The following is a 21,753-nucleotide window of genomic DNA, read 5'->3' as shown; positions in this document are numbered from 1 at the left end:
TTAGTTTTCAAAGATCATCTTCGCCGTTCTTAGCGGCTTTAATAATATAACATCTCGCTTCATCTTATGTCAACAACTTTTTTCAAGTTTATTTCCCGAAGCGTTTTGTGTTTGTCACTGTGTGTCAGCGACGATTAATAATATATCACGAAAACATTCTATCGGTCAATGCCTTTTCAAAACTTTTTTTGAAATAGTTTTATTATGCATCTGAAATCCTTGTCCTGCATACAATCAAGTAACAATCTTGGACAAGGCAGGAGTGTTTGAATTGAGTCGATTATATGTGTTGCCTATTAAACGGCTGAAGCAAGTTGTCATTATTTTTATAGCCGCCCTTGCAGCTGCAACCTTTTTTTATGTACAAAAAGCACCACCGCTGTCAGTATTTAAAACAGAAAATGGCCCCCGAGCCATTTATAAAGGTGAGACTTCATCAAAACATGTCTCCCTCACCTTTAATATTGGCTGGGGAGATGAGAAGGCTGTTCCTATTTTAAATGTCCTTCGAGAGTACGATATAAAGAACGCCACTTTCTTTCTGTCTGCTTCTTGGGCTGAGCGTCATCCTGATATCGTAAAACAAATTAGAGAGGACGGCCATCAGATCGGAAGCCTTGGCTATGCTTATAAAAATTATAGCCAGCTCGAAGATAGTGAAATCAAGCGAGATCTTGTCCTGGCGCAAAATGCTTTTCAAAAGCTTGGACTAGATGACATTCAATTATTAAGACCGCCAACTGGACAATTTAACGAAACAGCACTGAAAATTGCCACACAGTACGGTTATACTGTTGTTCATTACAGCATCAATTCACAGGATTGGCTAAATCCGGGGGTCAATCAGATTGTTCAGAATGTAAATGATCGATTGAAAAGCGGAGATATCGTTCTCCTTCACGCCTCGGATTCAGCCACACAAACCGCTCAAGCCTTACCAGCTATTTTGAAACAAATAAAAGAAAAGAATTTAAGAAATGTGACGGTGGGCGAACTGATCTCCAATACGAAAACAAAGTCATCGGAAGTTAAGTAGCTTTCGCTTTTGAAAACCTCGGCATAGCTAACAGCTGAAACGCATTACAGCCCAATAGCGGGAATAGCATTAAATACAGCCAGTCCTCTTCATTGACTCTAAGCGCCGGGAACCATTCTAACGACGTGATGACGACCATGAGAAACATTGCGGAAACAAATGTTTTCTTAGAGGACTGCCGCTGTTTAAAATAAGCGACAATTAATGCAAACACGACGATAAAGACAGGCAGCCACAAGTATGGAAAAAATGATTCATTCTCCCCGAAAAACAAAAACCGCAAGTAAGCTAAATCAAACAGCACAAAAATCACAAGAAACAGCTGAATGGTATTCCATAAAGAATGTGACCGGAAAATCTCTAATGCAAACCGGTGCACCGTCAAAAAGACAACAAACCCCATCTGGCTAATCACACTAAAGATCATCCCAACACCAATGAACCAAAACAACACAGATGCGATCTCTAGAATTTCAAACGATATAAAAAGCTTCTGATATTTCCCCCACTCCAGCGCAAAGCCTACCACGCTGGTAATGACCGCTCCAACAGCTAGCACAGAGAAGAAAAAACGAACTAAATCCCGACTTTTCATTGAATTGATCCAACCCCTATTTTTGTTATGTATAAATTCACGTGAAACATTCATATTAAAAGTAAGACATGTAACGAAAGGAGCCACAGTATGTCAAAAGGCATCTTGCGTATAATGAGCTGTTTTCTTCTTTTATCTCTAACAGCTTGTGCTCCCAAAACCCAATCCTCATCTAATATGGACTATGACGAAACAAAAAAAATGGTCGTCGATATATTGAAGACAGATGACGGTAAAAAGGCCATTCAACAGTTATTAAATGACGAGGCAATGAATGAAGCTTTGGTAATGGATGAACAAACTGTGAAAAAAACGATAGAGAAAACACTGACTTCTGATAAAGGCAAAGAGTTCTGGAAGAAGGTCTTTGAGGATTCTAAATTTGCCGAGACTTTCGCAAAATCCATGCAGCAACAGCATGAAAGGATGTTAAAACAGTTAATGAAGGATCCTGACTATCAACAGCTGATGATGGATATTCTCAAGGATCCTGAGATGGAAAAGAAATACGGTGAACTGGTAAAAAGCAAAGAGTTTAGAAAGCACTTAGAAAAAGTCATTACGGAAACATTAAGCAGCCCTCTTTATAAGAAAAAATTCGAAGATGAGCTCAAAAAGGCAGCATCCGAAAGCAGCAGTGATTCCGGTTCGCAAGGAAGCGAAGGAAGCGACAGTTAAACATCACCCGAGTGGCATTCATCCACTCGGGCTTTCATTATGCTTTAACGGCTAATTGTTCAATCACTTTATTCGCAATGTGCTGATACACTTCTCCTGTCGGATGACTCTCATCATAGACAGAAGGCGCGAAATCATCCTCATTCCAATCAGGCTGTCTTAAAGGAATTTGGCCAAGAACCGATACACGCAGCTCTTCTGCCAGTTTGTCCCCGCCGCCTTTTCCAAAGACGTATTCCTTTTCACCTGTCTTTTTGCTTTCATAATAACTCATATTCTCAACGACCCCGAGCACCTCATGATCTGTTTGCAGTGCCATTGCGCCTGCTCTAGCTGCAACAAAGGCAGCCGTTGGATGCGGTGTTGTGACAATGATTTCTTTACAGCTAGGCAGCATTGTATGAATATCAAGCGCCACATCCCCCGTCCCAGGGGGAAGGTCTAATAGTAAGTAATCTAATTCTCCCCACTCGACTTCGTGGAAGAAGTTATTTAACATTTTACCAAGCATCGGTCCTCTCCAGATGACCGGTGCATTTTCTTCAACAAAAAAGCCCATTGAAATCACTTTGACGCCAAAGCGTTCCACAGGTATAATTTTTTCCCCTTTTACTGTTGGTCTGACGGTGATTCCCATCATATCCGGTACACTAAAGCCATAAATATCGGCATCAATCAGCCCGACTTTTTTCCCTAGGCGAGCCAGCGCTACAGCAAGGTTAACAGAAACAGTCGATTTCCCAACTCCGCCCTTTCCACTTGCAATTGCTAAGAACTCAGGCGGATTTTTAGAGTTAAGCAGGGTTTCTTCCTCATCCTGTGATGGCATAAACTTTTCAAGTGTTTCCTGAGGCAGTTCTTCAAAACGAAGTCCTACTGTGTTAGCGCCTGCTGATTTCAAGGCTTGTACGATGTCTTGCTGCAGCTTCATCTGCTCAGCAGTGCCTGTTTTGGCAATGGCCACCTTTAGGCTCACATGCTCTTTTTCAGGCTTTAGGCTGATTTCCTTGATGGCATCCAGCTCACCAAGCGGTATATGAAGGAAGGGTTCGTCCATCTTCCCAACTAGTTTTCTCACATCATCTTGTCCGATCATAGCAGAACCTCACCCTTTATTGAATTCGTTTACAATCCAAGTATATCATACATATCCTTACAATGTCTGTCCTGTTTGCCTGCGACCAAAAGGAAAAAGCCCCTTATTCAGGCGGCTCTTTCTGCTCTGTTAAATATCTTAAAATGCCTTTATAAATGGAGGCAGCAATTTGATCCTGATATTTAGGTGTTGCCAGCTGACTTGCCTCTTTTGGGTTGGAGAGAAATCCAATTTCCACAAGGGCACCTGGCTTTGTGACATTTTGCATTAAATAAATGCCGTTGATTCGCTTCGCCTTTCGATCTGTATTTTCAAGGTTTCTGCGTAGTTCATCTTGAATAAATTTCGCTGCCTTTTCATTTTCTTCATACTTTCCATAAAAAAACGTCTGCGCCCCGCTCCATTTGTTAGATGGTATAGCATTTAAATGAATGCTTAAATAGAGATCCGCTTCAGATTCATTGATGACCTTTACGCGGTTCCTTAAATCCTCTGCTTTTTTCCGGGCATATCCCCTTGTATTCTTTGAAGATAAATCAGAATCATCCTCTCGGGTCATAAGAACAAGCGCTCCCTGCTCCTGCAAATAGTCACGTATCTTCATGGATACATCCAGTGCAATCTCTTTCTCAAGCAGCTCTCCCCCAACGGCCCCACCATCTGGACCGCCATGACCCGGATCTAAATAGATGATCTTCCCGCTCAGAGGCAAATTCCACGATTTCCACGAATCATCATTTAGAAATTGAAACCTGAATAAGAATAAGAGGACAATAAACCCAATTAAAAACCCTGTCCACTTCAGCTTTCTTTTCATCCCTGTCCCTCCCATACACCATTATTTTATAGATATGGGACAAGGGCTGGAAATATGCTTAGTGCAGCCGAAGCTTGTGTCTTTTTTCTGATTCACGAAAGCCTTCCTGCCACCACATGCTTAAAAATTCTTTCGCAAATGGATACAAACACGACATCTTCCACTCCATTTGAAACATATTCCCCCACGATTGCAAGCACCCTGCGAGCTCTTCAACCAGCTCCGCTTCCTCCTGGGAGGACCGCTTCCTGATATCGTCGAATGATTCACCGTATTTACTTGACTCACCGTATCTTCCTCCAGCTAAAAAAGCTTCAATGGCGAAGTCGATGCAGCCATCACTCATAATACCGGCAGGATCATCTGCAAATGGGAACAGCTTTTTCGTGAATTTCTCTGAAGCGACCGTCACTTGTTGAAGAGACAATGTACGCAGCAGCTTCTTTTCAAGCGTGACATCTCGTTTTGTTTTCAATTGATAAAATGAAAGCACTTCTGCCATAGACTGAACTCCTTTTTTCTTGTATTGTTCGTTCGTTTGAACAAAACATGCAGTTCAGTAAATGGAAATGACGGTCAGTGAACATTCGGAATGGAAAATTGTGATAAAATAGGCATTTGAATATAAAAAGAATGGTAAAGGGGCAAAATCAATGAAGAAATGGATGTATATCCTGTTGCTATTAACAGTCGTTCTATCTGCATGCAGCAGTCAAGCTACAGAGAAAAAGAGCGATATAAAAGGAATAGAAGACATTTCCTTAAAACAACTTTCAAAACACAAAAACACGTATCTCGGTGACAATTCAGCCATTCATGAAATCTTATCAATCTTCCTGGAGGCGTAATTCGTGAATTTGAAATCATCGACGGAAAAGCTTTAGACGTCACGTATGGGGTAAAAGAAAATGGCGGCTATACAGAAGAACAGTTTGACACCTTCTGGTTTGATCAAAAGGACACGATCGAAAAAACGTATTTATACAACGCAATTGCACTTTTTATTCTTGTCGATAATGTAGAGCAAGTGACACTCAAGATGAACTCTAACGACGAACCGTCCGTCACGTTTAAAAGAAAACAGCTAGAAAAAGAGCTCCCTCACCCTTTTAAAAAGTACAAAGATGATACAGCGGTTTGGCAAAAGGAACTGGTTGATGGAGTTGTGAAGTCAAAAGAGAAACGCCAAGATGTATACAAAGCGTTTCCAATGCAGAAATAAACAAACAGAGGGCGATATCCCTCTGTTTGTTTATAATTATGTAGTGAAAGCCTGAATCAAACGTTGTCGAAAGTTTTGATCCACTGCTGCAGTAAGCATAAATTCGTTGAATACTACAGATGGATTATAAAAAATGACTAATAGTCATTTCAAATTAGATCACTACTCTTTTCTAAAAAAACTGTTTCTTCATATTTATCTCATGTTCTATTTGCTCAAAGTTATTTATTTCATTTTTCAAATTTTGCGCATACTTTTCCTTTCCAGTTCTCATAAGTGAATAATACAAAATGAATTTGTCTTCATCGCTTAATATATACGAAATTTCATTTAACAGTTGGATTATTTTATCGTATTCTTCTGTCTCATAAAAAATAACCCAACTATATTCGATATAAATTTGTTGTAGTTCAACTTCACTTTTTTCCATCTCAAAAATCCGACTCAAATATTTGTATTTTTCCTTGATATTTTTCGTTGAGTATAAAGCAAAATACTTAATTTGCTCTACAAAACGAATGTTACTCCCATAACTTTCGCTATATTTCTTTGTTAATATTAACAAGTCGTCTTTTTCATCTAAATAAAAATGAATAATTATTTGCTTTAATAATAAAGACTCTGAAAAATCTCCGTTTCTTTGAATACTAAAGTTAAGTTTATTTTCCACTAACCAATCTAAATCATCTTTTTTCTTCTCAATTATGTAGAGTAAGCTGTTATCTTGTATCTCTTTTTTTAAATCTTTGAAAGAAGATAAGAGTCGTTCAAAAGAAAAAAAGATAGCTAAAATTGACAGAATAAACCCTATAACATTACCTTCGAACTTTTGTTGGCTAATGGTAATAATTATTATTAAAGAGAACACAACTATTTTTCTTAAATTCCCCTCAAATTTATCTTTATACGTATTCATAAAAATAAAGAGCAATATTGCTATATAAATTAATATGACCAAATAAACTGTCACTTGAGGAATTAATATCTTAAAGAATAGAGCGAATGGAGCCATGGGCAAAATAGCTCTTAATATAAACTTATAGATGTTAAAATTTAAAGATACTGGTTTATATGCACTTTCTAAAAAACTTCCATATTCAATTAAACTAAAATATCTACCACTCCCCAAAGGTATGAAATAGAATAAGATAGTCATGATTACAGCTACAAGTAAAATAACTGGGATGGTTTCACTGAAAAATATAAAACTTAAAGTTACCTGAAATAGCATAGAAAGAATAAGGTGAGTCATTCTTTTTAGAGAAAATAAATCACTAATAAATTTTAAAAAAAAGATTAAAGAAACAGTAAAAATTGCATAAATGAGAATTTTGAATTCCGTAAACAAATCAAAGTTCAAATACGGTAAACTTGTAATAATTATTACATCACTACTGTTACCCTGCAAATACTCACTAATACTAAATATACTTTCTAATAGTATAGAAATTATTTTGAATAAATAATTGAAAATATCGCTATTTTTAATTATTGATAACAATCCAGCTATAACTATTGAAGCATAGAGTAAAAATATCACAGCCATTAAGTCTTTATTTTTATTTTTACCTTCACTATAGAAATCAATACCTAAACGGATTTTATTAAAAATAACTTTTCACCTTCTTTAAGAACTCTTTCATTCATCTTTTACTCCTAGTTATACTGCGATTTAAATCTTCTGCAGTTAAAAAGTGTTTTCAAAAATTCTTAGTAATAAACAACCCCCACAATCAACAGGATTGTGGGGGTTGAATTTTGAACAAAATTAACGTTTTGAGAACTGAGGTGCGCGACGTGCGCCTTTAAGACCGTATTTCTTACGCTCTTTCATACGAGAGTCACGAGTAAGAAGTCCAGCACGTTTAAGTGGTGTACGGTACTCAGGATCTACTTCTAGAAGAGCACGAGAGATACCGTGACGAATTGCTCCAGCTTGACCAGAGAATCCACCACCGTGAACATTTACAAGAACATCGTAGCTGTTAGCTGTTTCTGTGATGTTCAAAGGCTGTTTCACGTCTTCGATTAAAGCAGCGAATGGAATGTATTCAGTAATTTCACGATTATTAACGACGATACGGCCTTCACCTGGAACTAAGCGAACGCGCGCTACAGAACTTTTACGACGACCTGTACCGTAATATTGAACCTGTGCCAAATTGTTAACCTCCCTTATAATTAACCGCGAAGTTCGTAAACTTCAGGTTGTTGTGCTTGATGTGGATGCTCAGAACCACGGTACACATTTAATTTTTTGAACATTTGACGACCTAGTGGACCCTTTGGAAGCATACCTTTGATAGCAAGCTCCAACATTTTTTCAGGGTAGTTTGTACGCATCTCAAGAGCAGTTCTTTGTTTCAAACCACCTGGGTGCATAGTGTGACGGTAGTAAATTTTGTCCGTCAATTTCTTACCAGTTAATTCGATTTTCTCAGCATTGATGATGATGACGTGATCACCTGTATCAACGTGTGGTGTATAAGTTGGTTTGTGCTTACCGCGCAAAAGTGATGCTACTTCAGTAGAAAGACGACCTAGAGTCTTGCCTGCCGCATCAACAACTAGCCATTTGCGCTCAATTGTGCTTGCGTTCGCCATTGGTGTTGTACGCATGAGTTTCCCTCCTAAATAAATCAATGAATTTTCCTTGAATCAAATGCTACGTTCTATTTCAAAACACAGATAAGTCTTCCGGGGCTTATTTGTGGGGTTGAAATACATACCATATGATATCTTATAACTTTCTGCTTCCTGTGTCAAGAACATGTTACACCTGGTTTAGTTGTCATAGAAAACTTCCCATAAATACAGTCCGTGACTAGGCGCAGTCTTGCCTGCCGCTTCGCGATTTCGGGCGGCAAGCATGGCTTTTATCTCCTCAGGGTGAAATTTACCAGAACCGATTTCAAGTAACGTTCCAGCGATAATCCGCACCATGTTGTATAAAAAGCCATTCCCTCTCACGCGCATTTCAAGCCCGTCTGAGACGTTTTTCCACTCGAGGGCGTAAATAACCCTCACCTTGTCCTGAACCTCTGTATTGGCCGCACAAAAGCTTGTAAAGTCATGTGTCCCAATCAGGTGCTCAGCGGCTTCTCTCATTTTTTCGATATTCAGCCGGTAAGGATAGTGGCAGGCATACTGTCTCGTGAACACATTTTGGTGTGTTTCCGTTGAGACCTTGTAACGGTACTCCTTCGAAACAACACCAAATCTGGCATGAAACGAATCATCAACTTCCTCGGCCTTTAGAACACGGATATCATCCGGCAGCAGGCTGTTGAGGGCAAAAGGCCATCTCTCCATCGGAATCGAGAGCGGAGTGTCAAAATGGATGACCTGTCCCTTTGCATGAACACCGCTGTCTGTCCGGCCGGAAGCCACAATCGGAATCAGTTCATCCTGTTTGTGCATTCTTGCAAGGGCAGACTCAATCTCCGTCTGAACGGTTCGCTGCCCTGGCTGCACCTGATAGCCTTTAAAATGTGTTCCATCATAGGATACGGTACATTTGACCTTCATCTAGAAATCACCTAATTTCTAAAAAGCACAAGGAGTGCTGTTAACAGGATGAATAGAAGCAGCGTGAACGTGTCCTTCATGCCCCAGACAAGCTGACGGTATTTCGTCCGCCCTTCTCCCCCGCGGTAGCCTCTCGCTTCCATCGCGGTCGCCAGTTCCTCTGCACGCTTAAACGCACTGACGAAAAGCGGAACAAGCAAAGGAACGATGGCTTTCATGCGATCCTTTAGAGGTCCGCTTGTAAAATCAACGCCTCGTGCCATTTGAGCCTTCATGATTTTGTCCGTCTCTTCTAATAAAGTCGGAATAAACCGAAGAGAGATAGACATCATGAGAGCAAGCTCATGAACAGGCAGTTTGATTTTACGGAATGGGTGCAGCAGTTTCTCCATCCCGTCTGTCACTTCTATAGGCGTTGTAGTTAACGTAAGAAGTGTCGTCATCATAATGAGATAGACAAAACGGAGTGATATGAATATCCCCTGCTTTAAACCTTCTTCATAAATATTCAGAAAACCAAAGTGGAGTAGCAAGGCGCCTTCCTTTGTCATGAAAATATGAAGAATAAAGGTAAACAGGACAATCCATAGGATCGGCTTCATTCCTTTGAGAATAAAGTATAGAGGCACCTGAGAAACCATTAACACAAGGATGGTAAAGACACCCAAAAGCCCGTAAGTGATGTAATTATTAGCAAAAAAGACAATAAAGACAAAAAAGAAAATTGATAACAGCTTTGTCCTTGGATCAAGACGATGGACAAAGGATGAACCTGGCACATACTTGCCGATAATCATACTATCCATCATGATGTCGTGTCCTCCTGATAAAGAGCTGTTAAGGCTTCTGCCATTTCATCCATGGTCAGAAGCGGCCTTGGAAACGTAATACCCAGTTTTTCTTCTACAGTCTGCTGGAATTTAATCGTTTCTGGGAGGTCGAGACCAAATGAAGACATGTCTGTACGATTGGCAAACAATTCTCTCGGCGTACCTGTCGCCTTCACTGTTCCTTTATGCATCACAATCATTTGATCCGCATAATGAGCGGCATCCTCCATACTGTGAGTGACAAGGATCGTGGTGAGGTTTGCCTTTTCGTGAAGCTCATAGAACATGTCCATGATTTCCTTCCGCCCGCGTGGATCCAGCCCAGCAGTCGGCTCATCCAGCACAAGCACTTCTGGCTCCATCGCTAGAACACCTGCAATCGCCACACGTCTCATTTGACCGCCGCTTAGTTCAAAGGGAGATCGAGATAATAGGGATTCAGGAAGACCAACCAGCTTCAGCATCTCCTTCGCCTTCGCTTCTGCCTTCTCTTGAGGAACGCCGAAATTCATCGGACCAAAACAGATATCCTTGAGGATCGTTTCCTCAAAGAGCTGATGCTCAGGAAACTGAAACACGATGCCTACCTTTTTCCGGAGGGATTTCAAATCCTTCTGCTTTTTATTGGCTTGTAATACTGTCTCTCCAAGCGCAATGCTCCCCTTCGTTGGTTTGAGCAATCCATTTAAATGCTGCAGCAATGTAGACTTGCCAGAGCCCGTATGACCAATGACAGCGACATAGCTGCCCTCTTTGATGGAAGCATTGACATCATACAAAGCAAGACGTTCAAACGGCGTTTTCATTTGATAACGATGCTCTAATTCTTTGATCGTAATGTCCATAGCTCTTTCACCAATCCTTCTTGTGTCAAATGGGCATTTGCAAGCGGCACACCTTGCTGCTTCAATTGCTTGCTCAACCGATAGGAGAATGGCAGATCAAGTCCAATCTGAACCAGCTGTTCATCTAGTTCAAATACTTCCTCTGGCGTTCCCTCAGCAAATTTCTTCCCGCCATTCATCACAATGACGCGGTCTGCCTTGGCCGCCTCGTCTAAATCATGTGTGATGGAAATGACTGTGACCGTTCCTTGTTCCTTCAGTAGTCTAACAGTCTCTAACACTTCTTCTCGGCCAATCGGATCAAGCATCGATGTTGCTTCATCCAAGATCATGATGTCAGGGCTTGCGGCAAGCACACCTGCAATGGCGACTCTCTGCTTCTGCCCGCCTGATAGATGGTGCGGCTCTTGATCAAGAAATTCCTGCATATTGACCTGTTTGACAGCCCAATCTACACGTTCTATCATCAATTCCCGCTCAACCCCGTTATTTTCTAAACCAAAAGCCACATCATCACGAACCGTTGAGCCAACAAATTGGTTATCTGGGTTTTGAAAGACCATTCCAACCTTTTTGCGAATATCCCAAACAGTCTCTTCTTTAAGCTCAATCTCTCCAACCTTGACCGTTCCAGCATCCGGTAAAATGAGCCCATTCAGCACACGGGCAAGTGTGGATTTACCTGAACCGTTATGACCAACAATGGCGAGCCATTCATTTTGATTCACATGCAATGACACTTGATCTAAAGCGGGCTTGTCCGCATCCTTGTGATAACGAAATACAATGTCTTTTACGTCAATTAAAGTCTTCCCCATCTCTACCGGACCTCCTCTCAGCTCAACCTCTTCTTTGCTTATTACTAAAAAGCCGTAGTATCTAAAAAAGGGCATAGATCCAGTTATGAACTGTCCCGCCCTTTCTTAGATACACGCTATGTGATTAAACTAATTCAATGACAGCCATTGGTGCGCCATCGCCGCGACGAGGTCCAAGCTTCATGATACGAGTGTATCCACCTTGGCGATCTTCGTAGCGAGTTGCAACGTCAGCGAATAATTTTTGAAGTGCATCTTGGTTTGTTTCAGCGTTAGCTACTTCATTACGAATGTAAGCTGCAGCTTGACGGCGAGCATGAAGATCTCCGCGTTTGCCAAGAGTGATCATTTTTTCAACTACAGAGCGAAGTTCTTTCGCACGTGTTTCAGTTGTTTCGATGCGTTCGTTGATGATCAAATCAGTCGTTAGGTCACGAAGCATTGCTTTACGTTGTGCACTAGTGCGTCCTAGCTTTCTGTATGCCATGTGATGTCCCCTCCTTAATTAGAGATGCTGTATGAATAAAAAACACACGAAAATCCTAGTTCACAATGAAACTAGTCAATCGTCTTTACGAAGACCCAGTCCAAGTTCTTCTAGTTTCGCTTTCACTTCTTCAAGAGATTTACGTCCAAGGTTACGAACTTTCATCATATCCTCTTCTGTCTTGTTAGCAAGCTCTTGAACAGTGTTAATACCCGCACGCTTCAAACAGTTGTAAGAACGAACAGAAAGATCAAGCTCTTCAATTGTCATTTCAAGCACTTTTTCTTTTTGGTCTTCTTCTTTCTCAACCATGATTTCAGCATGCTGAGCTTCGTCAGTTAACCCAACGAAAATATTTAGGTGTTCAGTTAAAATCTTAGAACCTAGAGCGATCGCTTCTTTCGGTCCTGTGCTTCCATCAGTCCATACATCTAGTGTTAGTTTATCATAGTTTGTGATTTGCCCAACACGGGTGTTCTCCACTTGATAAGTCACACGAGATACAGGTGTATAGATTGAGTCGATCGGAATCACACCGATTGGCTGATCGTCTCTTTTGTTTGCATCAGCAGGATTATACCCGCGACCTCTTTGTGCAGTTAAGCGAACACGGAAGCTCGCATTCTTGCCAAGAGTTGCGATGTGAAGATCTGGATTTAAGATTTCAATATCGCTGTCGTGTGTAATATCAGCAGCTGTTACAGTACCTTCATCTTGTACATCAATTTCAAGCGTCTTCTCTTCTTCAGAGTAGATTTTGAGTGCAAGCTTTTTAATGTTTAAGATAATCGTTGTAACATCTTCAACCACGCCTTCGATCGTTGAGAATTCGTGTAAGACACCATCTATCTGGATCGATGTTACAGCTGCACCAGGAAGTGAGGATAAAAGGATACGACGAAGGGAGTTCCCTAAAGTGGTACCATATCCACGCTCAAGTGGCTCTACGACAAACTTGCCATACTTGGCATCGTCGCTGATTTCAACCGTTTCGATTTTTGGTTTTTCAATTTCGATCATCTAATAAAACCCTCCTTCAAAACGTCGAAACCTCGAATAGAATCATATGAGATTCCATCCGAAATTCCTCATTGTTTAGTCCCGTATGTGCTCAGGCAACGAGTCGTGTATTCGTCTCATAAATAACTGTATCATAACCCATTATTGACAGGGACACAAAATCTATACAAACAAATTACACGCGGCGACGTTTTGGTGGACGGCATCCGTTATGAGGAACTGGAGTTACGTCTCTGATTGCAGTAACTTCAAGACCTGCAGCTTGAAGCGCACGAATTGCAGCTTCACGACCAGAACCAGGACCTTTAACAGTTACTTCAAGTGTTTTAAGACCATGTTCGATAGAACCTTTAGCAGCAGTTTCAGCAGCCATTTGTGCAGCGAAAGGAGTAGATTTACGAGAACCTCTGAATCCTAATGCACCAGCACTTGACCAAGAAATTGCGTTTCCATGAACATCAGTAATCGTTACAATCGTGTTGTTGAAAGTGGAACGGATATGAGCGATTCCAGCTTCAATATTCTTTTTCACGCGACGTTTACGCGTATTTGATTTACGAGCAGCAGCCATTCTTTAACTACCTCCTTTACTTATTTTTTCTTGTTAGCTACAGTACGACGCGGACCTTTACGAGTACGCGCGTTGTTTTTTGTGTTTTGTCCACGAACAGGAAGTCCTCTACGATGACGGATTCCGCGGTAGCTTCCGATTTCAATTAGACGCTTAATGTTAAGTGAAACTTCACGACGAAGGTCACCTTCTACTTTAAGTTTGTCAATGATATCACGGATTTTACCAAGTTCGTCTTCAGTTAGATCGCGAACGCGAGTGTCTTCAGAAACACCTGCTTCTTTAAGGACTTGTTGCGCAGTCGTACGACCAATTCCAAAAACATATGTTAAAGAAATGACAACACGCTTATCACGTGGAATATCTACACCAGCAATACGAGCCATGATTTGGGCACCTCCTTGTTATTAGCCTTGTTTTTGTTTATGTTTTGGGTTTTCACAGATCACCATTACTTTTCCTTTTCTGCGAATAACTTTACATTTTTCACAGATAGGTTTAACAGATGGTCTCACTTTCATGTGTTTCCAACCTCCTTCTTCCGGAGTTGCTTTATTTGTAACGGTACGTAATTCTACCACGAGTTAAGTCATATGGAGATAATTCTACCGTAACTTTGTCTCCAGGTAAAATGCGAATGAAGTGCATACGGATTTTTCCTGATACATGAGCCAAAACTGTATGACCATTCTCTAGTTCAACTTTGAACATTGCATTTGGCAAAGTTTCTGCTACAGTACCTTCCACTTCAATTACATCGTCTTTCGCCATTCAAGTGTTCTCCCTTCTTCAAATCAGTAACTTGCTCTCTGACAAATGTTCAAATGAGAATCTCTCAATTGTTCATCTATCACCCGACCTGTTTTGAATATACTGTTCTGAACTTCCGGAGATACGCAATCATAAAAGGTTATATGATTGATATTTTTTCTTAGGAGAATGAAATTTACGCTTTTCTCCGTCTGCGATTAGTACATGGCAGCCAACGGACATGCCGATGACACCTGTATACTGATCTTGTTCTTTCTTTGGACTATACAGACAACCTGCCCGATTTGGGCCTGAAAGGCTTCAGTGAAGACCTAAATCTTAGTCAGTATATCAAAACCTGTATCTGTAATCGCAATCGTATGCTCATAATGAGCACACTTTTTCCCATCAACCGTTACAACCGTCCAGTTATCAGCCAATGTTTTCACATATCGGCTGCCTGCGTTCACCATCGGTTCGATGGCCAACACCATTCCAGGTTTTAGCCGCGGGCCTTTGTTGGGCGGACCATAATGAGGAATTTGAGGGTCCTCATGAAGATCCTGTCCGACCCCATGTCCAACATATTCTCTAACAACTGAAAAATTCTCATTTTCAACATACGTTTGTATGGCATGGGAAATGTTCGACAGACGTTCGCCTGGCTTTGCTTCCTGTAAGCCTTTATATAGAGATTCCTCTGTGACTTCCAGTAGTTTGCGGTCTTCATCACTGATTACCCCAACTGGATAAGTCCAAGCAGAGTCACCATGATAGCCATTTAACTTTGCGCCAATATCGATACTAATGATGTCACCATCACGTAAAACCCGTTTACCAGGAATACCGTGAACGAGTTCTTCATTCACCGAAACGCAAATGCTCCCGCGAAAACCATTATACCCTTTAAAAGATGGGATTGCACCCTGCTTTGTAATAAAACGTTCGGCAATTTGATCCAATTCTTTTGTCGAAATACCTGGTTTTATATGTTTCTTCAGCTCTTCATGAGTCAGTGCGACAATACGTCCAGCTTCTCTCATAATCTCAAGCTCGCGAGGAGTTTTACAGATAATCATTTATTTAATCCTCCAAGCAGGTCCTTGATATCTGCATATACATCGTTAATGTGCTTTGCACCATCAATGTTTGCGAGATATCCTTTTTCTGAATAGAAGTTCAGTAAAGGTTCAGTCTGCTTTAAGTTTACTTCAAGTCTAGTCGAAACGGTTTCTGCATTATCATCTGCACGTTGATAAAGCTCGCCTCCACACTTGTCGCAAACATTTTCTTTCGCAGGTGGATTGAATACTAAATGATATGTTGCTCCGCAATTTTTGCAAATTCTTCGGCCAGTCAGACGCTCCATCAAAGCATCTTTATCGACTTTAATATTAATGACATAATCAATCGTTCTGCCAAGGTCCTTTAGAATTTCTTCTAAAGCTTCAGCCTGAGCGACTGTTCGCGGAAATCCGTCCAGAAGAAAACCTTGTTCACAATCATTTTTGCCAAGTCTCTCTCTAACAATACCGATTGTGACCTCATCAGGAACAAGCTCTCCTTTATCGATAAAGGATTTTGCTTCGAGCCCAAGTTGTGTCTCCTCTTTCATAGCAGCGCGGAACATATCTCCTGTTGAGATATGAGGGATCCCATAATCATCAACAATTCGTTCTGCCTGAGTGCCTTTACCAGCACCCGGAAGCCCCATTAAGACTAAGTTCATTTCGGATTTCCCCTTCCTTACTTAGAGAGGTTGGGCAGCTGCCCAGCCCTCTGTTTTATTTCATAAATCCACGGTAATTTCGTTTCACTAATTGGCTTTCAAGCTGTTTCATCGTTTCAAGTGCAACACCTACAACAATGAGAAGACTTGTGCCGCCAATTTGTGCAGCGGAAGGTAATCCAGCGAATTGAATGAAAAAGATAGGAAGTATTGAAATCACGGCTAAGAAAATGGCGCCCACAAACGTGAGTCGGTACAAAATGCTCGTAATTCTATCTTGAGTCATTTTCCCTGGACGAACTCCCGGGATATAGCCACCCTGCTTTTGCAGATTTTCAGCCATTTGTTCAGGATTGACTTGGACAAAGGCATAAAAATATGTGAAAGCAACAATCAGTGCTACATAAATCGTCATACCGATTGGCTTAGTATAGTCAAAGTTGTTGGTTATCCAAGTTGTCACATTATTGGTTCCGAAGAACGATGCGATCGTCTGCGGAGTAATAATGAAAGAAACGGCAAAGATGACTGGAATCACCCCTGCTGGATTCACTTTCAATGGAAGGTGCGTTGCTTGACTAGCAGACATTTGTGCACGGCCAGTTCCTTTTGAATATTGAATTGCAATCTTTCTCACTGCCATTTGAATGTAAATAACACCGATAACAATGACAAGAATGGCAATTACAATAAGGGCAATTTTAAGGATTTGCATGAACAGCTGTCCATCTCCACCTACAAATTGTTGAGCGTACACTTGTTTTAATGTTTGAGGGATACCAGCGATGATACCAGAAAAGATAATAATCGAAATCCCGTTACCAACACCGTGAGCAGTAATCTGCTCACCCAGCCACATTAAAAATGCTGTTCCCGCAGTGAGTACGACCGCAATTAAGAGGTACGTTGATACACCAGGGTTTTCAATCAGCATGCCTCCTGCCATATTGTTGAATCCATATGACATTCCTAACGCCTGGATAAATCCTAGAACAATTGTAAAATACCTTGTGAATTGTGCTAATTTTCGGCGGCCAACCTCTCCTTGCTTTGACCACTCAGTAAACTTCGGAACAACATCCATCTGCAAGAGCTGAATGATGATCGAAGCAGTGATATACGGCATAATCCCCATTGCTAGAATGGAGAATTGGAAAAGTGCCCCGCCCCCAAACGTGTTGAGGATTCCGAAAACACTCATTTGATCCTGTGCCTGGAGAACTTCGGCGTTCACATTAGGCACAGGGATGAAAGCACCTATACGAAAGACGACTAACATTAAAAGTGTGAATATAATCTTATTCCGTATATCTTTCACGCGCATAAAATTGGAGATTGTCTTAAACAAGTTAGATCACCTCGGCTGTACCGCCAGCAGCTTCAATCGCTTCTTTCGCAGAAGCAGAGAATTTATTGGCTTTTACAGTTAATTTTTTTTCTAATTTACCGTTGCCAAGAATTTTTACTCCTGCTTTTAACTTGCTTATTGCACCAGTCTCTAGAAGAAGTTCAGGAGTTACTTCCGTTCCTTCGTCAAAACTGTTTAATCTGTCTAAGTTGATTACCGCGTAATCTTTACGGTTGATGTTTGTAAAACCACGTTTTGGAAGGCGTTGGAATAAAGGCATCTGACCACCTTCGAAACCAGGGCGTACACCGCCGCCAGAACGAGCGTTTTGACCTTTATGACCTTTACCAGAAGTTTTACCGTTACCTGATCCGATACCACGACCAACACGGTTGCGTACTTTACGTGAACCTTCTGAAGGCTTCAATTCATGAAGTTTCATTTGGGCACCTCCTTATCGATTAAAAATGTTTTATTGTTCTTTAACAGAAACTAAATGAGACACCTTGTTAATCATGCCGCGGATCGCTGCATTGTCTTCATGTACGACTGTTTGGTTTGTTTTCTTAAGACCAAGAGTACGAACAGTGACACGCTGATCTTCAGGGCGACCGATTACACTGCGTTTGAGGGTAATTTCTAATTTATTTGCCATTATTGTTCCCTCCTTATCCTAACAGGTCTTCTACAGATTTTCCACGAAGCTTCGCTACGTCTTCAGCACGTTTAAGTTCACTTAAACCTTGAAGTGTTGCGCGGATCATGTTGATCGGTGTATTAGAACCTAGAGATTTAGAAAGGATATCAGCTAGACCAGCAAGCTCAAGTACCGCACGCACTGGGCCTCCAGCGATAACTCCTGTACCTTCTGAAGCAGGCTTCAATAGAACGTTTCCTGCACCGAATCGACCGATGATTTCATGTGGAATTGTAGTTCCAACCATTGGTACTTCAATTAAATTCTTTTTCGCATCTTCAACAGCTTTGCGGATCGCTTCTGGTACTTCTTGTGCTTTACCAGTACCGAAACCTACATGACCGTTTTTGTCACCGACAACAACTAAAGCTGCAAAACGGAAACGACGTCCACCTTTAACAACTTTCGCTACGCGGTTAACCGTAACTAAGCGTTCTTCTAACTCTAATTTGCTTGGGTCAATACGACTCATTCGGATGTGTCCCTCCTTCTTTTATTAAAATTTAAGTCCAGCCTCACGAGCAGCTTCAGCTAGAGCTTTTACACGTCCATGATATAGGTATCCTCCGCGGTCAAATACCACGTTAGAGATTCCTTTTTCAACAGCACGTTTTGCAACAAGTTCGCCAACTTTAGTAGCAGCTGCAGTGTCAGAACTATTCTCGATCTTAAACTCTTTATCAAGAGTAGAAGCACTTACAAGTGTTACACCGTTAACATCATCAATTACTTGAGCGTAGATATTCTTGTTAGAACGGAAAACGTTAAGGCGAGGTCTTTCAGCAGTACCTGAAAGTTTCGCACGAACACGAGCATGTCTTTTAAGACGAGTAGCGTTTTTGCTAGTTTTCGTAATCATCCGAGTCACTCCTTTCTTCACTTTAAGCGATCTTACTTACCAGTTTTACCTTCTTTACGGCGAACGAATTCACCTTCGTAACGAATTCCTTTACCTTTGTAAGGCTCTGGAGCACGGACAGCGCGGATGTTAGAAGCTAGAGCTCCTACACGCTCTTTATCGATACCTTTAACGATTACTTTCGTTTGAGATGGAACTTCTACTTCAACTCCAGCCTCAGGAACGATTTCAACTGGGTGAGAGTATCCAACGTTAAGAACAAGTTTGTTTCCAGATTTAGCTGCACGGTAACCGACACCGATAAGTTCTAAACCTCTTTCGAAACCTTTAGATACACCTTCAACCATGTTTGCAATCAAGCTACGTGTTGTACCATGTAATGCACGGTGTTCTTTATTTTCAGACGGACGGCTTACAGTTAAGACGTTGTCCTCAATTTTAATTTCCATATCAGGGTGAAATGTACGAGTTAGTTCACCTTTTGGTCCCTTTACTGTCACTGTGTTATCGTTGTTTGTCACAGTTACTCCTGAAGGGATCTCGATTAGTTTTTTACCTATACGAGACATACCAAGCACCTCCATTCATCTTAAACTTTTTTTACCATACGTAAGCAAGTACTTCTCCACCAGCTTGTTTAGCACGGGCTTCTTTGTCCGATAAAACACCTTGTGATGTTGAAATAATTGCGATTCCAAGTCCGTTAAGTACACGTGGTACTTCATTTGATTTCGCATATACGCGTAAACCAGGTTTACTGATTCTTTTAAGACCAGTGATAACACGTTCGTTGTTTTGGCCGTATTTAAGGAACAAACGGATAATTCCTTGTTTGCTGTCTTCGACGTACTCAACGTCACGGATAAAACCTTCACGCTTTAAAATTTCAGCAATTTCTCTTTTGATTTTTGAAGCCGGTACTTCTAGCTTCTCATGACGTACCATGTTCGCATTGCGAATACGAGTCAGCAAATCTGCAATCGGATCTGTCATAACCATTATTTAATAACCTCCTTCCCATTTATGGGGATTACCAGCTGGCTTTTTTAACGCCAGGAATTTGTCCTTTATATGCAAGTTCGCGGAAACAAATACGGCAAAGTTTAAACTTACGAATAACTGAATGTGGACGTCCACAACGTTCGCAGCGCGTATACTCTTGAACTTTAAACTTTTGTTTGCGTTGTTGTTTCGCAATCATAGACTTTTTAGCCACGATTTCGCCTCCCTTTCATTGATTATTTCTGGAACGGCATACCTACTTGAGTTAATAGCTCACGTGCTTCTTCGTCCGTATTGGCAGTAGTAACGATAACGATATCCATACCGCGGACCTTTGTTACTTTATCGTAATCAATTTCTGGGAAGATTAACTGTTCTTTAATACCAAGCGTGTAGTTTCCACGACCGTCGAAAGATTTCTTAGAAATCCCGCGGAAGTCACGTACACGTGGTAAAGACACAGAAATAAGTTTATCAAGGAAATCATACATGCGCTCTCCGCGAAGTGTTACTTTCGCACCGATTGGCATTCCTTCACGTAGACGGAATCCAGCAATAGACTTCTTCGCACGAGTAACGACAGGTTTTTGACCAGCGATAAACGTTAATTCTTCAACAGCAGTATCGATTGCTTTAGCGTTTTGAACGGCGTCACCAACACCCATGTTGATCACGATTTTTTCGATTTTTGGCACTTGCATTACTGAAGTGTATTCAAACTTAGAAACTAATGCAGGTGTAATTTCTTTTACATACTTTTCTTTAAGGCGGTTCATGAGAAAGACCTCCCTTCCTTATTTACTATTTATCTAGAACTTGCCCAGATTTTTTCGCTACACGGACTTTCTTTCCGTCCTCAACTTTATACCCAACACGTGTCACTTCACCCGTTTTAGGATCAAGCGGCATTACGTTTGATACGTGGATCGGCGCTTCTTGTTCAGAAATTCCGCCTTGAGGGTTAGCTTGAGTTGGTTTAGAGTGTTTTTTCACAAGGTTAATACCTTCTACTAAAACACGTTCCTTTTTAGGGAAAGCAGCAAGGATGACACCTTGTTTACCTTTATCTTTACCAGAGATAACCACTACTTTATCGCCCTTTTTAACATGCATTTAATCGCACCTCCTTGAGTCGCGGATTGTATTCTTAAAGTACTTCTGGTGCTAGAGAAACAATTTTCATATAGTTGTTTTCACGAAGTTCACGTGCTACTGGTCCGAAGATACGAGTTCCACGTGGGCTCTTGTCGTCACGGATGATGACACATGCATTTTCGTCGAAACTGATGTAAGATCCATCGTTTCTGCGAGCTCCGCTCTTAGTACGAACGATAACTGCTTTTACAACTTCACCTTTTTTGACAACGCCTCCAGGTGTTGCTTGTTTAACCGTACAAACAATGACATCACCGATGTTAGCCGTCTTACGTCCAGAGCCACCAAGAACTTTAATCGTTAGTACTTCGCGTGCGCCAGAGTTGTCAGCTACTTTTAAACGAGTCTCCTGTTGAATCATTAATGTTACCTCCTTTCGGAAAAAGAAATCCGAACTTTATTAGATAATAACGGCTTCTTCGACAACTTCAACTAGACGAAAGCGTTTAGTCGCAGATAAAGGACGAGTTTCCATGACCTTTACGATGTCTCCGATTTTTGCTTGGTTGTTTTCATCATGTGCTTTGAACTTTTTAGAGTATCTTACACGTTTGCCATAAAGTGAATGTTTTTTGTATGTTTCAACTACAACAGTGATGGTTTTATCCATTTTGTCAGAAACAACACGACCTTGATACACTTTACGTTGGTTACGTTCGCTCATGTTTGC

35 protein-coding genes and 2 pseudogenes are annotated in these 21,753 nt (G+C 41.0%); 5 read left to right on the top strand and 32 right to left on the bottom strand.

Translation table 11 applies throughout. From position 1 onward, the window contains the following. Positions 1 to 271: 271 nt before the first annotated feature. Complete coding sequence (gene pdaB / locus AKG37_RS05230) at positions 272 to 1,036, top strand: polysaccharide deacetylase family sporulation protein PdaB (RefSeq protein ID WP_060697857.1); 765 nt, start codon at positions 272 to 274, stop codon at positions 1,034 to 1,036. Here the strand turns inward: pdaB and kbaA are convergent. After that, entirely contained in the window at positions 1,029 to 1,631 is a 603-nt protein-coding gene (gene kbaA, locus AKG37_RS05225; protein ID WP_060697856.1) for a KinB-signaling pathway activation protein, read from the bottom strand. The genes pdaB and kbaA overlap by 8 nt on opposite strands. Before the next feature lie 90 nt (positions 1,632 to 1,721). On the opposite strand from kbaA, the gene gerD reads away from it, so the two are divergent. Beyond that, complete coding sequence (gerD, locus tag AKG37_RS05220) at positions 1,722 to 2,309, top strand: spore germination lipoprotein GerD (protein WP_025092243.1); 588 nt, start codon at positions 1,722 to 1,724, stop codon at positions 2,307 to 2,309. Positions 2,310 to 2,346: 37 nt separating this feature from the next. Here gerD and AKG37_RS05215 read toward each other — a convergent pair whose 3' ends face one another. The 3 genes from AKG37_RS05215 to AKG37_RS05205 form a co-directional block, all read right to left on the bottom strand. Then, positions 2,347 to 3,405 (bottom strand): Mrp/NBP35 family ATP-binding protein, encoded by a 1,059-nt coding sequence (locus AKG37_RS05215; RefSeq protein WP_060697855.1) that lies wholly within the window; start codon positions 3,403 to 3,405, stop codon positions 2,347 to 2,349. 103 nt (positions 3,406 to 3,508) lie between these two features. After that, positions 3,509 to 4,222 carry an N-acetylmuramoyl-L-alanine amidase CwlD gene (cwlD, locus tag AKG37_RS05210; protein WP_060697854.1) on the bottom strand — a complete coding sequence of 238 codons (714 nt, stop codon included), beginning with the start codon at positions 4,220 to 4,222 and terminating at the stop codon, positions 3,509 to 3,511. Between the two features lie 58 nt (positions 4,223 to 4,280). Further along, positions 4,281 to 4,724, bottom strand: a complete 444-nt coding sequence (locus AKG37_RS05205; protein ID WP_008345204.1) for a DUF2521 family protein — start codon at positions 4,722 to 4,724, stop codon at positions 4,281 to 4,283. Positions 4,725 to 4,875: 151 nt separating this feature from the next. Between AKG37_RS05205 and AKG37_RS19155 the strand changes: the two genes are divergently transcribed. The 3 genes and pseudogenes from AKG37_RS19155 to AKG37_RS19145 all read left to right on the top strand — a co-directional run bounded on the left by AKG37_RS19155 (position 4,876) and on the right by AKG37_RS19145 (position 5,444). Continuing rightward, entirely contained in the window at positions 4,876 to 5,070 is a 195-nt protein-coding gene (locus AKG37_RS19155) for a hypothetical protein (RefSeq protein ID WP_237697637.1), read from the top strand. Continuing rightward, positions 5,049 to 5,228, top strand: a pseudogene (locus AKG37_RS19345) (DUF4825 domain-containing protein); the annotation flags it as partial. The gene AKG37_RS19155 and the pseudogene AKG37_RS19345, both read left to right, overlap by 22 nt. Positions 5,229 to 5,261: 33 nt before the next feature. Further along, positions 5,262 to 5,444, top strand: coding sequence for a hypothetical protein (locus AKG37_RS19145; RefSeq protein ID WP_237697636.1), 183 nt, complete (start codon positions 5,262 to 5,264; stop codon positions 5,442 to 5,444). Positions 5,445 to 5,616: 172 nt separating this feature from the next. Here AKG37_RS19145 and AKG37_RS05195 read toward each other — a convergent pair whose 3' ends face one another. From AKG37_RS05195 to rpsQ, 28 genes and pseudogenes are all read right to left on the bottom strand, one after another. After that, positions 5,617 to 6,990 carry a hypothetical protein gene (locus AKG37_RS05195; RefSeq protein ID WP_060697853.1) on the bottom strand — a complete coding sequence of 458 codons (1,374 nt, stop codon included), beginning with the start codon at positions 6,988 to 6,990 and terminating at the stop codon, positions 5,617 to 5,619. A gap of 222 nt (positions 6,991 to 7,212) precedes the next feature. Next, positions 7,213 to 7,605, bottom strand: a complete 393-nt coding sequence (gene rpsI, locus AKG37_RS05190) for a 30S ribosomal protein S9 (protein ID WP_007496354.1) — start codon at positions 7,603 to 7,605, stop codon at positions 7,213 to 7,215. Between the two features lie 20 nt (positions 7,606 to 7,625). Continuing rightward, the gene (rplM, locus tag AKG37_RS05185) at positions 7,626 to 8,063 is read right to left on the bottom strand and encodes a 50S ribosomal protein L13 (RefSeq protein ID WP_003217042.1); all 438 of its coding nucleotides are present in this window, start codon (positions 8,061 to 8,063) and stop codon (positions 7,626 to 7,628) included. 165 nt (positions 8,064 to 8,228) lie between these two features. Then, the gene (gene truA, locus AKG37_RS05180; protein ID WP_060697852.1) at positions 8,229 to 8,972 is read right to left on the bottom strand and encodes a tRNA pseudouridine(38-40) synthase TruA; all 744 of its coding nucleotides are present in this window, start codon (positions 8,970 to 8,972) and stop codon (positions 8,229 to 8,231) included. Positions 8,973 to 8,983: 11 nt separating this feature from the next. Further along, a complete protein-coding gene (locus AKG37_RS05175) occupies positions 8,984 to 9,781 on the bottom strand; it encodes an energy-coupling factor transporter transmembrane component T family protein (RefSeq protein ID WP_060697851.1) in 798 nt (265 codons plus the stop codon). Beyond that, entirely contained in the window at positions 9,778 to 10,647 is an 870-nt protein-coding gene (locus tag AKG37_RS05170; protein WP_060697850.1) for an energy-coupling factor ABC transporter ATP-binding protein, read from the bottom strand. Before AKG37_RS05170 ends, AKG37_RS05175 begins: the two co-directional genes overlap by 4 nt. After that, complete coding sequence (locus AKG37_RS05165) at positions 10,623 to 11,465, bottom strand: energy-coupling factor ABC transporter ATP-binding protein (protein ID WP_060697849.1); 843 nt, start codon at positions 11,463 to 11,465, stop codon at positions 10,623 to 10,625. The genes AKG37_RS05170 and AKG37_RS05165 overlap by 25 nt, the downstream gene beginning before the upstream one ends. A 124-nt stretch (positions 11,466 to 11,589) precedes the next feature. Beyond that, positions 11,590 to 11,952, bottom strand: coding sequence for a 50S ribosomal protein L17 (gene rplQ, locus AKG37_RS05160; RefSeq protein WP_003216944.1), 363 nt, complete (start codon positions 11,950 to 11,952; stop codon positions 11,590 to 11,592). A gap of 75 nt (positions 11,953 to 12,027) precedes the next feature. Further along, positions 12,028 to 12,972 carry a DNA-directed RNA polymerase subunit alpha gene (locus AKG37_RS05155; RefSeq protein WP_003217009.1) on the bottom strand — a complete coding sequence of 315 codons (945 nt, stop codon included), beginning with the start codon at positions 12,970 to 12,972 and terminating at the stop codon, positions 12,028 to 12,030. Positions 12,973 to 13,147: 175 nt separating this feature from the next. Then, positions 13,148 to 13,543, bottom strand: a complete 396-nt coding sequence (gene rpsK, locus AKG37_RS05150) for a 30S ribosomal protein S11 (RefSeq protein ID WP_008356548.1) — start codon at positions 13,541 to 13,543, stop codon at positions 13,148 to 13,150. A 20-nt stretch (positions 13,544 to 13,563) separates the two neighbouring features. Further along, on the bottom strand, positions 13,564 to 13,929 hold the full coding sequence (gene rpsM, locus AKG37_RS05145) for a 30S ribosomal protein S13 (protein WP_003217023.1): 366 nt from the start codon (positions 13,927 to 13,929) through the stop codon (positions 13,564 to 13,566). Between the two features lie 21 nt (positions 13,930 to 13,950). Next, the gene (gene rpmJ, locus AKG37_RS05140; RefSeq protein WP_003156543.1) at positions 13,951 to 14,064 is read right to left on the bottom strand and encodes a 50S ribosomal protein L36; all 114 of its coding nucleotides are present in this window, start codon (positions 14,062 to 14,064) and stop codon (positions 13,951 to 13,953) included. A gap of 31 nt (positions 14,065 to 14,095) precedes the next feature. Then, positions 14,096 to 14,314, bottom strand: a complete 219-nt coding sequence (infA, locus tag AKG37_RS05135; RefSeq protein WP_003217190.1) for a translation initiation factor IF-1 — start codon at positions 14,312 to 14,314, stop codon at positions 14,096 to 14,098. Further along, a pseudogene (locus AKG37_RS19355) lies at positions 14,292 to 14,598 on the bottom strand (KOW domain-containing RNA-binding protein). The gene infA and the pseudogene AKG37_RS19355 overlap by 23 nt, the downstream one beginning before the upstream one ends. Before the next feature lie 27 nt (positions 14,599 to 14,625). After that, positions 14,626 to 15,372: a type I methionyl aminopeptidase gene (gene map / locus AKG37_RS05130; RefSeq protein ID WP_060697848.1), complete on the bottom strand. Its 747-nt coding sequence runs from the start codon at positions 15,370 to 15,372 to the stop codon at positions 14,626 to 14,628. Then, on the bottom strand, positions 15,369 to 16,022 hold the full coding sequence (locus tag AKG37_RS05125) for an adenylate kinase (RefSeq protein WP_024425604.1): 654 nt from the start codon (positions 16,020 to 16,022) through the stop codon (positions 15,369 to 15,371). Before AKG37_RS05125 ends, map begins: the two co-directional genes overlap by 4 nt. Before the next feature lie 55 nt (positions 16,023 to 16,077). Beyond that, the gene (gene secY, locus AKG37_RS05120; protein WP_047203799.1) at positions 16,078 to 17,370 is read right to left on the bottom strand and encodes a preprotein translocase subunit SecY; all 1,293 of its coding nucleotides are present in this window, start codon (positions 17,368 to 17,370) and stop codon (positions 16,078 to 16,080) included. 1 nt (position 17,371) lies between these two features. Next, positions 17,372 to 17,812, bottom strand: coding sequence for a 50S ribosomal protein L15 (gene rplO, locus AKG37_RS05115; protein WP_003216888.1), 441 nt, complete (start codon positions 17,810 to 17,812; stop codon positions 17,372 to 17,374). Positions 17,813 to 17,842: 30 nt separating this feature from the next. After that, a complete protein-coding gene (gene rpmD, locus AKG37_RS05110; protein ID WP_003217067.1) occupies positions 17,843 to 18,025 on the bottom strand; it encodes a 50S ribosomal protein L30 in 183 nt (60 codons plus the stop codon). A gap of 13 nt (positions 18,026 to 18,038) precedes the next feature. Continuing rightward, complete coding sequence (rpsE, locus tag AKG37_RS05105; protein WP_007496332.1) at positions 18,039 to 18,539, bottom strand: 30S ribosomal protein S5; 501 nt, start codon at positions 18,537 to 18,539, stop codon at positions 18,039 to 18,041. A 24-nt stretch (positions 18,540 to 18,563) separates the two neighbouring features. Continuing rightward, positions 18,564 to 18,926: a 50S ribosomal protein L18 gene (gene rplR / locus AKG37_RS05100; RefSeq protein WP_060697847.1), complete on the bottom strand. Its 363-nt coding sequence runs from the start codon at positions 18,924 to 18,926 to the stop codon at positions 18,564 to 18,566. Between the two features lie 32 nt (positions 18,927 to 18,958). Then, on the bottom strand, positions 18,959 to 19,495 hold the full coding sequence (rplF, locus tag AKG37_RS05095; protein ID WP_060697846.1) for a 50S ribosomal protein L6: 537 nt from the start codon (positions 19,493 to 19,495) through the stop codon (positions 18,959 to 18,961). Between the two features lie 31 nt (positions 19,496 to 19,526). Then, complete coding sequence (rpsH, locus tag AKG37_RS05090) at positions 19,527 to 19,925, bottom strand: 30S ribosomal protein S8 (RefSeq protein ID WP_007496327.1); 399 nt, start codon at positions 19,923 to 19,925, stop codon at positions 19,527 to 19,529. A gap of 31 nt (positions 19,926 to 19,956) precedes the next feature. After that, positions 19,957 to 20,142: a 30S ribosomal protein S14 gene (gene rpsN / locus AKG37_RS05085; RefSeq protein WP_008356542.1), complete on the bottom strand. Its 186-nt coding sequence runs from the start codon at positions 20,140 to 20,142 to the stop codon at positions 19,957 to 19,959. A gap of 22 nt (positions 20,143 to 20,164) precedes the next feature. After that, positions 20,165 to 20,704 (bottom strand): 50S ribosomal protein L5, encoded by a 540-nt coding sequence (rplE, locus tag AKG37_RS05080; protein ID WP_024425600.1) that lies wholly within the window; start codon positions 20,702 to 20,704, stop codon positions 20,165 to 20,167. Between the two features lie 25 nt (positions 20,705 to 20,729). Further along, entirely contained in the window at positions 20,730 to 21,041 is a 312-nt protein-coding gene (rplX, locus tag AKG37_RS05075; RefSeq protein WP_008356538.1) for a 50S ribosomal protein L24, read from the bottom strand. Positions 21,042 to 21,075: 34 nt separating this feature from the next. Further along, positions 21,076 to 21,444, bottom strand: coding sequence for a 50S ribosomal protein L14 (gene rplN / locus AKG37_RS05070; protein WP_003216882.1), 369 nt, complete (start codon positions 21,442 to 21,444; stop codon positions 21,076 to 21,078). 39 nt (positions 21,445 to 21,483) lie between these two features. Continuing rightward, positions 21,484 to 21,747, bottom strand: a complete 264-nt coding sequence (gene rpsQ, locus AKG37_RS05065; RefSeq protein ID WP_003216906.1) for a 30S ribosomal protein S17 — start codon at positions 21,745 to 21,747, stop codon at positions 21,484 to 21,486. Positions 21,748 to 21,753 lie beyond the last annotated feature (6 nt).

The organism is Bacillus australimaris, from assembly GCF_001307105.1.
Taxonomy (GTDB): domain Bacteria; phylum Bacillota; class Bacilli; order Bacillales; family Bacillaceae; genus Bacillus; species Bacillus australimaris.
The sequence above is the reverse complement of the archived record's forward strand: the minus strand, read 5'-3'. Positions and strand labels throughout refer to the sequence as shown.

Excerpts from the sequence above, each read along its gene's own strand:
- AKG37_RS05215 (WP_060697855.1), bottom strand. The coding sequence starts at position 3,405 with ATGATCGGACAAGATGATGTGAGAAAACTAGTTGGGAAGATGGACGAA.
- AKG37_RS05195 (WP_060697853.1), bottom strand. The coding sequence starts at position 6,990 with ATGGCTGTGATATTTTTACTCTATGCTTCAATAGTTATAGCTGGATTG.
- rpmJ (WP_003156543.1), bottom strand. The coding sequence starts at position 14,064 with ATGAAAGTGAGACCATCTGTTAAACCTATCTGTGAAAAATGTAAAGTT.
- cwlD (WP_060697854.1), bottom strand. The coding sequence starts at position 4,222 with ATGAAAAGAAAGCTGAAGTGGACAGGGTTTTTAATTGGGTTTATTGTC.
- rpsK (WP_008356548.1), bottom strand. The coding sequence starts at position 13,543 with ATGGCTGCTGCTCGTAAATCAAATACGCGTAAACGTCGCGTGAAAAAG.
- map (WP_060697848.1), bottom strand. The coding sequence starts at position 15,372 with ATGATTATCTGTAAAACTCCTCGCGAGCTTGAGATTATGAGAGAAGCT.
- AKG37_RS05165 (WP_060697849.1), bottom strand. The coding sequence starts at position 11,465 with ATGGGGAAGACTTTAATTGACGTAAAAGACATTGTATTTCGTTATCAC.
- rplO (WP_003216888.1), bottom strand. The coding sequence starts at position 17,812 with ATGAAACTTCATGAATTGAAGCCTTCAGAAGGTTCACGTAAAGTACGC.
- AKG37_RS05155 (WP_003217009.1), bottom strand. The coding sequence starts at position 12,972 with ATGATCGAAATTGAAAAACCAAAAATCGAAACGGTTGAAATCAGCGAC.
- AKG37_RS05125 (WP_024425604.1), bottom strand. The coding sequence starts at position 16,022 with ATGAACTTAGTCTTAATGGGGCTTCCGGGTGCTGGTAAAGGCACTCAG.
- rplQ (WP_003216944.1), bottom strand. The coding sequence starts at position 11,952 with ATGGCATACAGAAAGCTAGGACGCACTAGTGCACAACGTAAAGCAATG.
- AKG37_RS05170 (WP_060697850.1), bottom strand. The coding sequence starts at position 10,647 with ATGGACATTACGATCAAAGAATTAGAGCATCGTTATCAAATGAAAACG.
- rpsM (WP_003217023.1), bottom strand. The coding sequence starts at position 13,929 with ATGGCTCGTATTGCTGGTGTAGATATTCCACGTGATAAGCGTGTTGTC.
- rpsH (WP_007496327.1), bottom strand. The coding sequence starts at position 19,925 with ATGGTTATGACAGATCCGATTGCAGATTTGCTGACTCGTATTCGCAAT.
- rpsQ (WP_003216906.1), bottom strand. The coding sequence starts at position 21,747 with ATGAGCGAACGTAACCAACGTAAAGTGTATCAAGGTCGTGTTGTTTCT.
- rplM (WP_003217042.1), bottom strand. The coding sequence starts at position 8,063 with ATGCGTACAACACCAATGGCGAACGCAAGCACAATTGAGCGCAAATGG.
- rplF (WP_060697846.1), bottom strand. The coding sequence starts at position 19,495 with ATGTCTCGTATAGGTAAAAAACTAATCGAGATCCCTTCAGGAGTAACT.
- rplE (WP_024425600.1), bottom strand. The coding sequence starts at position 20,704 with ATGAACCGCCTTAAAGAAAAGTATGTAAAAGAAATTACACCTGCATTA.
- infA (WP_003217190.1), bottom strand. The coding sequence starts at position 14,314 with ATGGCGAAAGACGATGTAATTGAAGTGGAAGGTACTGTAGCAGAAACT.
- truA (WP_060697852.1), bottom strand. The coding sequence starts at position 8,972 with ATGAAGGTCAAATGTACCGTATCCTATGATGGAACACATTTTAAAGGC.
- AKG37_RS19155 (WP_237697637.1), top strand. The coding sequence starts at position 4,876 with ATGAAGAAATGGATGTATATCCTGTTGCTATTAACAGTCGTTCTATCT.
- rpmD (WP_003217067.1), bottom strand. The coding sequence starts at position 18,025 with ATGGCAAATAAATTAGAAATTACCCTCAAACGCAGTGTAATCGGTCGC.
- kbaA (WP_060697856.1), bottom strand. The coding sequence starts at position 1,631 with ATGAAAAGTCGGGATTTAGTTCGTTTTTTCTTCTCTGTGCTAGCTGTT.
- gerD (WP_025092243.1), top strand. The coding sequence starts at position 1,722 with ATGTCAAAAGGCATCTTGCGTATAATGAGCTGTTTTCTTCTTTTATCT.
- rplX (WP_008356538.1), bottom strand. The coding sequence starts at position 21,041 with ATGCATGTTAAAAAGGGCGATAAAGTAGTGGTTATCTCTGGTAAAGAT.
- rplR (WP_060697847.1), bottom strand. The coding sequence starts at position 18,926 with ATGATTACGAAAACTAGCAAAAACGCTACTCGTCTTAAAAGACATGCT.
- rplN (WP_003216882.1), bottom strand. The coding sequence starts at position 21,444 with ATGATTCAACAGGAGACTCGTTTAAAAGTAGCTGACAACTCTGGCGCA.
- AKG37_RS05175 (WP_060697851.1), bottom strand. The coding sequence starts at position 9,781 with ATGATGGATAGTATGATTATCGGCAAGTATGTGCCAGGTTCATCCTTT.
- rpsE (WP_007496332.1), bottom strand. The coding sequence starts at position 18,539 with ATGAGTCGTATTGACCCAAGCAAATTAGAGTTAGAAGAACGCTTAGTT.
- AKG37_RS05205 (WP_008345204.1), bottom strand. The coding sequence starts at position 4,724 with ATGGCAGAAGTGCTTTCATTTTATCAATTGAAAACAAAACGAGATGTC.
- AKG37_RS19145 (WP_237697636.1), top strand. The coding sequence starts at position 5,262 with ATGAACTCTAACGACGAACCGTCCGTCACGTTTAAAAGAAAACAGCTA.